The sequence below is a fragment of the Nonomuraea basaltis genome, from assembly GCF_005893125.1.
Classification (GTDB): Bacteria; Actinomycetota; Actinomycetes; order Streptosporangiales; family Streptosporangiaceae; genus Nonomuraea; species Nonomuraea basaltis.
The window spans coordinates 1-8471 of sequence record NZ_VCJS01000362.1 but is presented as its reverse complement, the minus strand read 5'-3'; the positions used below and the strand labels follow the sequence as shown (position 1 = coordinate 8471).

The window sequence follows — 8471 nt, the reverse complement described above, 5'->3', positions numbered from 1 at the left end:
GACAAGGGAGGGCGGGCTCGGCGCGTCGGCGCCGCGGGTGGCCCGCTGGCTGGGCGACATCCGGACGTATTTCCCGTCCACCGTCGTCCAGGTCATGCAGAAGGACGCGATCGAGAAGCTGAACCTCACCCGGCTCCTGCTCGAGCCCGAGATGCTCGAGGCCGTGGAGCCGGACGTGCACCTGGTCGGCACCCTGCTCGCGCTCAACCGGGTCATGCCCGACCGGGCCCGCGAGTCGGCCAGGGCGCTGGTGCGCAAGGTGGTGGCGGAGCTGGAACGCCGGCTCGCGCAGAAGACCAGGGCCGCCGTGACGGGCGCGCTGGACCGCTCGGCCAGGACGCACCGCCCCAAGCGGGCGGCCGACATCGACTGGGACCGGACGATCCGGGCGAACCTCAAGAACTACCTGCCCGAGCGGAGGACCGTCGTCCCGTCGCGGCTCGTCGGGTACGCCCGCCGCCAGCGGTCGGTGCAGCGCGAGGTGGTGCTGTGCATCGACCAGAGCGGATCGATGGCGGCCTCGGTGGTGTATTCGAGCGTGTTCGGGGCGGTGCTGGCGTCGATGCGGTCGCTGAAGACGTCGCTGGTGGTGTTCGACACGGCGGTGGTGGATCTCACCGACCAGCTGCACGACCCGGTGGAGCTGCTGTTCGGCACCCAGCTCGGCGGCGGCACCGACATCAACAGGGCGATCGCGTACTGCCAGGGGCTGATCGGCCGCCCGGCCGGCTCCATCTTCATCCTGGTCAGTGACCTCTACGAGGGTGGCGTCAGGCAGGAGATGCTGCGCCGGGTGGCCGCGATGACGGAGGCGGGCGTCCAGGTGATCGTGCTGCTCGCGCTGTCCGACGAGGGCGCGCCGTTCTACGACCACGAGAACGCCGCCGCGCTGGCCGCGATGGGGGTGCCGGCGTTCGCCTGCACCCCGGATGCGTTCCCCGACCTGATGGCCGCCGCGATCGAGCGGCGCGACATCGCGCGGTGGGCGGAGCGGCGCCTCATCACGTGACCCTCAGTGCCCGGCCTGTTCGGGCCGGGCCCGGCGCGGCAGCAGGTACGACAGCGCGAACGTCAGCAACAGCAGCCCGACCTCCACCCACACCGTGACCTGCATCGTCGATCCGAAGCTCCACTCCCTGGCGAGCAGGTTGAAGAACAGCGTCCCCAGTACGGCGGCGCCCAGCGCGCCGCCCAGCTGCTGGACCGCGGTCAGCGTGCCGGATGCGGAGCCGGACTCGTGCGGCTCGACCCCGGCGAGCACGATGTCGAAGAACGGCGCCATGGTCAGACCCATCCCGATGCCGACGAGGCCGAGACCGGGGGCGAGCTGCCAGGCGGTGACGTCGACCCCGGCCAGGTTGATGGTCAGCGCGAGCACCGTCGCGCCCGCCGCCATGACGACGCAGCCGAGCTGCAGCAGGCCCCGGCCGAGCTTCTCCTGCAGGCCGGACATCGCCAGCCCGAAGCCGAGCACGCCGCCCACCGCCTGCGGCAGCCCCGCCAGGCCGGCCTGGAGCGGTGTGAAGCCCAGGCCCTGCTGGGTGTAGAGGCTGAAGACCAGGCCGAAGCCCATCAGGCCGGAGAAGAAGGCCAGCCCGGCGACCAGCCCGCCGGTGAAGGCGCGCTTGCGGAACAGGCTGGGCGTGACCAGCGGGTCCTTGCCCGATCTGGCGCGGCGCGACTCATAGCGGCCGAACGCTGCGAACAGCACCATCGAGGCCGCCATCGCCACGAACGTCCACGCGGGCCAGCCCAGCTCGCGGCCCTGGATGAGCGGGTAGATCAGCAGCGCCGCGGCGGCCGAGACCAGGGCGACGCCGCCGAGGTCGAGCTTGGTGGCGTTCGCGAGCCGGAACTCGGGCAGGAACCGCATCCCGGCCAGCGCGGCGGCCAGGCCGAGCGGCAGGTTGATCAGGAAGATCATGCGCCAGCCCGTACCGAAGAAGTCGGCGTCGATCAGCCAGCCGGCCAGGACAGGACCGCCGACGGACGAGATGGTCATGACCGGGCCGAACATGCCGAACGCCTTGCCCAGCTCGCGCGGCGGGAACATCTCCTTGATCAGGCCGAGCCCCTGCGGGATCATCACGGCGCCGAACAGGCCCTGCAACACCCGGCTGCCGACCAGCATCCCGGGGCTCATCGCGATGCCGCACAGCAGCGAGGCGGCGGTGAAGCCCAACGAGCCGATCAGGAACATGCGCTTCCTGCCGTACAGGTCGCCGAGCCGACCGCCGGTGATCAGGCCGACGGCCATGGCCAGCGTGTATCCGGCGCCGAGCCACTGCACGAGGCTGTCGGACCCGCCCAGCTCCTTCTGGATCGTGGGGGCGGCGATCGCGGTCACGAGCGCGTCGAGCAGGTCCATGACCTCGGCGGCCAGGATCACGAACAGCGCGACCCAGCGCCATCGGTAGGGCTGAGTCTCGGTTGTCGCCACGGAGGCGGTGACCGTCATGGGGAAACTCCTTCACAAACAGTGTTCTAGACAACGAACGGCGTTCGTTACGAACACCGTTTTAGTGGCGAACACTGTTCGTGTCAAGTACGCTGTTCGCATGGATCCCAAGGAGACCGGAGGCGTGCCCGTGCCTCCGTGGCGCAAGTCCCGCAAGCCGGCGCAGGTCAAGCGGCAGCTCAGCCAGGAGCTGATCGTCGAGACCGGGCTGCGGATCCTGGACGCCGAGGGACTCGACGGGCTGAGCATGAGACGCGTCGCCCAGGAGCTCGACACCGGCCCCGCCTCGCTCTACGCGCACGTGGCCAACAAGGACGAGCTGCTGGAGCTGATCTACGACCGGGTGCTCGGCGAGATCGAGCTGCCCGAGCGCGATCCCGGCCGGTGGAAGGAACAACTGCGCGGATACGCAACGGAGGCGCACCGGGTGTTCGCCGCCCACGCCGACGTGGCCAGGGCGGCGCTGGCCAACGTCCCCACGGGGGAGAACTCCGTCCGCGTCGGCGAGTTCGTCTTCGGGCTGCTCATCGAGGCCGGAATGACGCCGCGTGAGGCTTCCCTGGCGATGGACCGGCTCTCCCTGTACGTCGTCGGCGACGCCTACGAGGGCTCACTGCACTACGCGCGGATGCGGGCGGCCGGGTTGACGGACCCGGGGGAGTATTTCGAGTACTTCGCCGGGCAGATCGCCGCCTACTACCGGGAGCTGCCGCTGAGCCGGTTCCCGCACCTGGTCAAGTACATCGACGAACTGATCGCCGACAACGGCGAGGACCGCTTCGCCTACGGCCTGGAGCTGCTGCTCGACGGCATCGAGGCCCGCATGCCTTAGGCCCAATTGCCGAGGACCTCCTAGGCCCCGCGCCCGATGTGCCGGCCTGCGGTCCCGCCATAGCTTGCCCTGCATGACAACAACTGTGGAAGCACCGGAGACACCCGGCGTGGTGTCCGCTCAGTACCGGGCGCTGAGCGTGGGGCTCGTCGCGCTGGTCATGCTGGTGGCGTTCGAGGCGATGGCGGTGGCCACGGCGATGCCCGTCGTCGCCCGCGAGCTCGGCGGCATGCACCTGTACAACCTGGCCTTCAGCGCCACGCTGGCGGCCAGCGTGATCGCGACGGTGCTGGGCGGACGGTGGAGCGACCGGCGGGGCCCGCTGGAACCGATCTCGGCCGGCGTGGCGACCTTCGTGGCCGGGCTGCTGCTGGCGGGGTTCGCGCCGAACATGGAGGTGTTCGTCGCCGGCCGGTTCGTGCAGGGCCTCGGGGCCGGATCGACGCAGGTGGCGCTGTACGTGCTGGTCGCCCGCGTCTATCCGGGCGCCCTGCATCCCAAGGTGTTCGCCCTGTTCTCGGCCGCCTGGGTGGTGCCGTCCATGATCGGGCCGACGATCGCCGGATTCGTGGTCGAGAACGCCGACTGGCGGTGGATCTTCCTCGGCGTCTCCCTGATCGTCATCCCGGCGGCACTGCTGCTCTGGCGCGGCACCGCCGGCCGCGACCTGCGGGCCGGCAGCGCCGAGTCCGTCCCCGGCCTCGGCCGCAAGCTCGTCTGGGCCACGCTGACCGCCGTCGCCGCCGCGCTCATCCAGTACGGCAGCGCGCTCAAGCTCGCCGGCCTGCCCCTCCTCGCGGCCGGCGTCGTCCTGCTGGCCGTGGCCCTGCCCAGGCTGCTGCTGCCCGGCTCACTCAGGGCCGCGCCCGGCCTGCCGACCGCGCCCGTCCTGCGCGGCCTCGCGTTCGGCTCGCTCACGGCGGCCCAGGTGCTCATCCCGCTCATGCTGATGAACGAGCGCGGTCTCACCCCCACCGGTGCGGGCGTCGTGCTCACGATCGGCGCGCTCGGCTGGTCCACCGGCTCCTGGATCAAGGGCCGCGGCCGGATGGGCCACATGACCGCCATCCGCGGCGGCGCCGCCATGATCGCGATCGGGCTCGCGCTGGTGACGCTCGTGCTGGTCGACTCGGTGCCGATCGCGGTCGCGTACGTGGCCATGGCCGTCGCCGGGTTCGGCATCGGCGTGCTGCACCCGACGGTGTCCGTGCTGGTGCTGAAGATGTCGGCGGAGGGCGAGGAAGGCCAGAACAGCGCCGCCGTGGGCGTGGGCGAGTCGGTGTTCACCGTGGTCGCCGTCGCGGTCAGCGGTGCCCTGTTCACCGCCACCGCCGAGAGCTACGCCGTCGGCCTCGCCTTCACCGTCGCACTCGCGCTCCTGGCCTTCGTCCTGGCCCCGCGTTTTGTTCGATCCGCACAAGCAGGCACTATGGAGAGAACCGCGTCATAAAGGGGGGTACATGCCGCGAGTGCGGGAGCTTGAGGTCTTCCGGCTGGTTCTGCCGTACGGCAAGAGGTCGGAGAGCCTGCTCGTGAAGCTCACCGACCACGGTGGCATGACCGGCTGGGGCGAGGCGCTCTCCCCTCAGCCCAAGACCTGGTCGAGGCTCGAGGAGACGCTGGCCGCCCTGCTGGTCGGCGTCGACTGGGAGCATCCCGACACCGTGCTGAGCGGCGACTCGGCGGTGGACATGGCCTGCTGGGACCTGTGGACGAGGATGCGCGGCGTCCCGCTCGCCGAGGCGATCGGCGGCACCCGCACCTCGCTCATGGCCACCGTCCGCCTGACGCCCGACCCGTCGACCGAGAGCCTCGTGAGCCGGGTCAACCAGCAGGTCTGCGCCGGGTACGGGCACGTCACGCTGGACATCCGGCCCGGGTGGGACATCGAGCCGATACGCGCGGTGCGGCAGGCGTACCCCGCGCTGACCCTGGCCGTCGACTGCGGCAACGCCTACACCGACCTCGGCCAGCTCGTCGCGCTCGACTCCTACGGCCTGGAGGTGATCGAGCGGCCCTTCGCCGCCGGCGACGTCTACACGCACGCCGCGCTGCAGGACGAGGTGGCCGCGTCGATCGCGGTCGAGCTCGGCTCGACCGCCGAGCTGGACGACTACCTGACGCTCCGGGCCGCCCGCGTCCTGCTGCTGCGGCCGACCGCGTTCCCGTCGCTGACGGAGGCCCGCCGCGCGCACGACCGGGCCGCGGCGGCCGGCTGGGACATCCAGTGCACCGGCGGCCAGGGGGCGGGGCTGGCCAGGGCGGCGACGGTGGCGGTCGCCAGCCTGCCGGGCTGCACGCTGCCGTGCGACGTCACACAGCCACCCCGCCAGAACCAGATCGTCACCCCGATCGTCGGCGCCAACGACGGCGTCATCGCCGTCCCGCTCACCCAGTCCGGCCTGGGCCACGACGTCGACGAGACGCGACTGCGGCGGATGGCGAAGGACACTTTCCACGCGTAGGGTTCCCACCCGGTCGATCGGTGGGTGAGTGGACCGCCGGCGTCGGCTGTGGCGATCGGTGTTCTGTGGCGGACGCGCTCGAAAGCTGGAATACTTTGCGTGTCCGTTCGAATACGAAGGGAAAGATTCCATGGTCGCCATGGTGGAAGAAGAGCACCACACGGAATCAATCCAAGCGAGCTTCTCGCACCTACCGCAGACCGCTCGTGAGCTGTTCGATGCCTTGCCCCCCCTCCCCGGTCTCCGGGTTGAGGTCGTCGAAGGGAACCTGCTTGTGAGTCCTATGGGCAGTCCAGAACACACCTGGATGGCAGTAGACCTGCATGATGCCCTTTTCCCCGTCTGCCGAGAGCGAGGATGGCGTGGAGCCCCCGGCGGCCTGAACATCTGTATCGAAGGACCCCGAGATTCTCTCGTGCCCGACTTCGTCCTCGCGCCTCCTGATTGCCCGCGGTGGGGCGCGGGGGAGCTGCTGTCGTCCGGGCTGCTGATGGTTGCCGAGGTGGTCTCCCCCGGCAGCGTCCGCACCGATCGTGAGGAGAAGGTTCGACTCTATGCGGTGGGTCAAGTGCCGATCTACCTGTTGATCGATCCCATCAGCAAGACCCCAGCCGTCACCGTGTTCAGTGACATCAAGGACGACACCTATAGGACGATCTTCAAGGTGGACATGGGAACACCGATCAAGCTGCCCGCCCCGGTCGATTTCGAGCTGGACACCTCGATCTTCAAGGTCTGACCGCAACGGCTCCTATGACTGGTTCAGGGTGGCCTGCGGGTGGTCATTTCCTGGTTTCTCCGCGAGCTCGTCTCTTGCCTGCGCGCGGTCGCGGGGGCGAAGAGGAAGGCGGGCCGGCGTTCGCGCCGCCGTGGCCGCTGACCCCGTCGGAGATCGCGGCGTTCGCGGCGGACGGGCTGGAGACTGGAACGATCGAGGACCTGCGCGACGGGAGCGCCACCGCTGGCGCGCCACTTTCCACCGCCCGGTGTAGACCTGGCTTGGCCGCTCCAAGTCTCCCTTCCGCAGGGCCGTAGGCCGCCACCGTAATGGTGCCGTAAGGAGCCGTAAGCATTCCGGATCTCGTTCGCAGCCGGCACCGATGCCAGGCTCATGATTGTCGCTCTTCGGCACCGAACAGCCCCGTTCCGCAGGGAGGACCTCATGCGCAGCTACATTACGGAGTTCATCGGCACTTTCTTCCTGGTCTTCACGGTCGGCGCCACGGTCCTGGCGATGGCGCCCCTCGCTCCGGTGGCCATCGGCGCGATCCTCATGGTCATGGTGTACGCCGGAGGCCACATCTCCGGCGCCCACTACAACCCCGCGGTGACCCTGGCCGTGCTGCTGCGCGGCCGGATCGGCCTCGCGGACGCGGTTCCGTACTGGATCGCCCAGCTCGTCGCGGGCGTCATCGCCGCACTGCTGGCGAGCTTCGTGGTGAACCCGGCGAAGGTGACGCAGGTGTCGCCCTCGGGTCGCGACCTGTGGGTGGCGCTGCTGGCCGAGGCTCTGTTCACGTTCGCGCTCGCGTACGTGGTCCTCAACGCGGCCACCAGCAGTGACCACCCGGGCAACAGCTTCTACGGCCTGGCCATCGGATTCACCGTCGCCGCCGGGGCGTTCGCCGTGGGCGGCATCTCCGGGGGCGCCTTCAACCCGGCCGTCGCCGTCGGCGCCGCCACCATGGGGCTGTTCGCGTGGTCGAAGATCTGGATTTGGCTCTTGGCGGACCTCGTCGGCGGAGCCCTGGCCGGGGTGGTGTTCCTCGCCCTCAACCCCAAGGAACGCGCCCCGCTGGAAGCCACCGCCGCCTGAGACCCGGAGCCATCACATGACCACCCCGCGCGAAGCCGTCGAGCGAGCGGGCATCGACGTGAACGCCCTGATCGGCCTGCTCTCCTCCGCCGCCAGAGCGGAGCTGAGCTCGGTCTACCGTTACACGGTCCTGGCAGCTCATTCGATCGGCTTCGCGGACGAGGGACTGCGCGAGATCCTCAGGGACATCCGCGCCGAGAACCGCCACCATTTCGACGCGCTCGTCATGCGCATCCACGAATTGGGTGGCAGTCTTCCCGAGCAGATCAGACCGTTCCTCGGAGACGGTGACGAGCGGCAGGACGACGTTTTCGCCGGCCCGGCTGACCCAGCCGAAGCGCTCATCGAGTCCGTGCAGCAGGCCGTCCGAACTTACGCCGGCCTTCGCGACCTCACCGAAGGAAAAGATCAGCGAACCGCCGCGCTGGTCCAGGCCATCCAGAACGAGAAGAGCGAACACGTCGCCTGGCTGGGAGAATTCTTCGGCCGCGGCCCGCGCGGACGCTTCCGCCGCGGATTCCGCGGCGGTTCTCCCCTTCTAGCCCGCCTTCCCGACACCGAGGAAGGGACCCAACCGCCGGCCTGAAGCGCATGCCGTCGAGCATCGCACACACCACGGTAGGCGCCACCCGGAGTCGTGATCTACACCACAAAGCCCCGGCATGTCTGATAAGTCGTGGACCAGCGACCTCAGCAAGCGGGTTACGCGACTGTCTGATGTGACCAGCATCACATTCGCTGCCTGTCCCCCAGAGGCGTTCCGGCCCGTCCTGTGGCTGAATAACCAGCCTCGAGGAGGGCCAAAGTCATGAGTCAAGTGATCGTCATCGAGTTCGTCTCGCTCGACGGGGTGGTCGAAGACCCCGACGGGTCGGAGGGATCGGCGTGGGGAGGGTGGGC

8 protein-coding genes are annotated in these 8471 nt (G+C 69.5%); 7 read left to right on the top strand and 1 reads right to left on the bottom strand.

Going from position 1 to position 8471, the window contains the following annotated elements:
- Positions 1-1009 (top strand): VWA domain-containing protein (locus EJK15_RS65230; protein ID WP_138720252.1); only part of this gene is annotated, 1009 nt, incomplete at its 5' end.
- A gap of 3 nt (positions 1010-1012) precedes the next feature.
- Here EJK15_RS65230 and EJK15_RS65225 read toward each other — a convergent pair.
- Positions 1013-2458, bottom strand: coding sequence for an MFS transporter (locus EJK15_RS65225; RefSeq protein ID WP_138720251.1), 1446 nt, complete (start codon positions 2456-2458; stop codon positions 1013-1015).
- Positions 2459-2558: 100 nt separating this feature from the next.
- On the opposite strand from EJK15_RS65225, the gene EJK15_RS65220 reads away from it, so the two are divergent.
- The 6 genes from EJK15_RS65220 to EJK15_RS65195 all read left to right on the top strand — a co-directional run bounded on the left by EJK15_RS65220 (position 2559) and on the right by EJK15_RS65195 (position 8157).
- Positions 2559-3290 (top strand): TetR/AcrR family transcriptional regulator C-terminal domain-containing protein, encoded by a 732-nt coding sequence (locus EJK15_RS65220; protein WP_138720250.1) that lies wholly within the window; start codon positions 2559-2561, stop codon positions 3288-3290.
- Positions 3291-3363: 73 nt separating this feature from the next.
- Entirely contained in the window at positions 3364-4740 is a 1377-nt protein-coding gene (locus EJK15_RS65215; protein ID WP_240778049.1) for an MFS transporter, read from the top strand.
- 10 nt (positions 4741-4750) lie between these two features.
- Complete coding sequence (locus EJK15_RS65210; RefSeq protein ID WP_171075344.1) at positions 4751-5755, top strand: enolase C-terminal domain-like protein; 1005 nt, start codon at positions 4751-4753, stop codon at positions 5753-5755.
- A gap of 130 nt (positions 5756-5885) precedes the next feature.
- A complete protein-coding gene (locus EJK15_RS65205; protein WP_240778048.1) occupies positions 5886-6494 on the top strand; it encodes a Uma2 family endonuclease in 609 nt (202 codons plus the stop codon).
- A 372-nt stretch (positions 6495-6866) separates the two neighbouring features.
- Positions 6867-7571, top strand: a complete 705-nt coding sequence (locus EJK15_RS65200; RefSeq protein ID WP_338089969.1) for an MIP/aquaporin family protein — start codon at positions 6867-6869, stop codon at positions 7569-7571.
- Between the two features lie 16 nt (positions 7572-7587).
- Positions 7588-8157 carry a ferritin-like domain-containing protein gene (locus tag EJK15_RS65195; protein ID WP_138720248.1) on the top strand — a complete coding sequence of 190 codons (570 nt, stop codon included), beginning with the start codon at positions 7588-7590 and terminating at the stop codon, positions 8155-8157.
- Positions 8158-8471: the final 314 nt, after the last annotated feature.

What these genes read in the sequence shown, in the direction of transcription:
- EJK15_RS65225 (WP_138720251.1), bottom strand. Translation starts at nt 2,458, where the DNA reads ATGACGGTCACCGCCTCCGTGGCGACAACCGAGACTCAGCCCTACCGA.
- EJK15_RS65220 (WP_138720250.1), top strand. Translation starts at nt 2,559, where the DNA reads ATGGATCCCAAGGAGACCGGAGGCGTGCCCGTGCCTCCGTGGCGCAAG.
- EJK15_RS65215 (WP_240778049.1), top strand. Translation starts at nt 3,364, where the DNA reads ATGACAACAACTGTGGAAGCACCGGAGACACCCGGCGTGGTGTCCGCT.
- EJK15_RS65210 (WP_171075344.1), top strand. Translation starts at nt 4,751, where the DNA reads ATGCCGCGAGTGCGGGAGCTTGAGGTCTTCCGGCTGGTTCTGCCGTAC.
- EJK15_RS65205 (WP_240778048.1), top strand. Translation starts at nt 5,886, where the DNA reads ATGGTCGCCATGGTGGAAGAAGAGCACCACACGGAATCAATCCAAGCG.
- EJK15_RS65200 (WP_338089969.1), top strand. Translation starts at nt 6,867, where the DNA reads ATGATTGTCGCTCTTCGGCACCGAACAGCCCCGTTCCGCAGGGAGGAC.
- EJK15_RS65195 (WP_138720248.1), top strand. Translation starts at nt 7,588, where the DNA reads ATGACCACCCCGCGCGAAGCCGTCGAGCGAGCGGGCATCGACGTGAAC.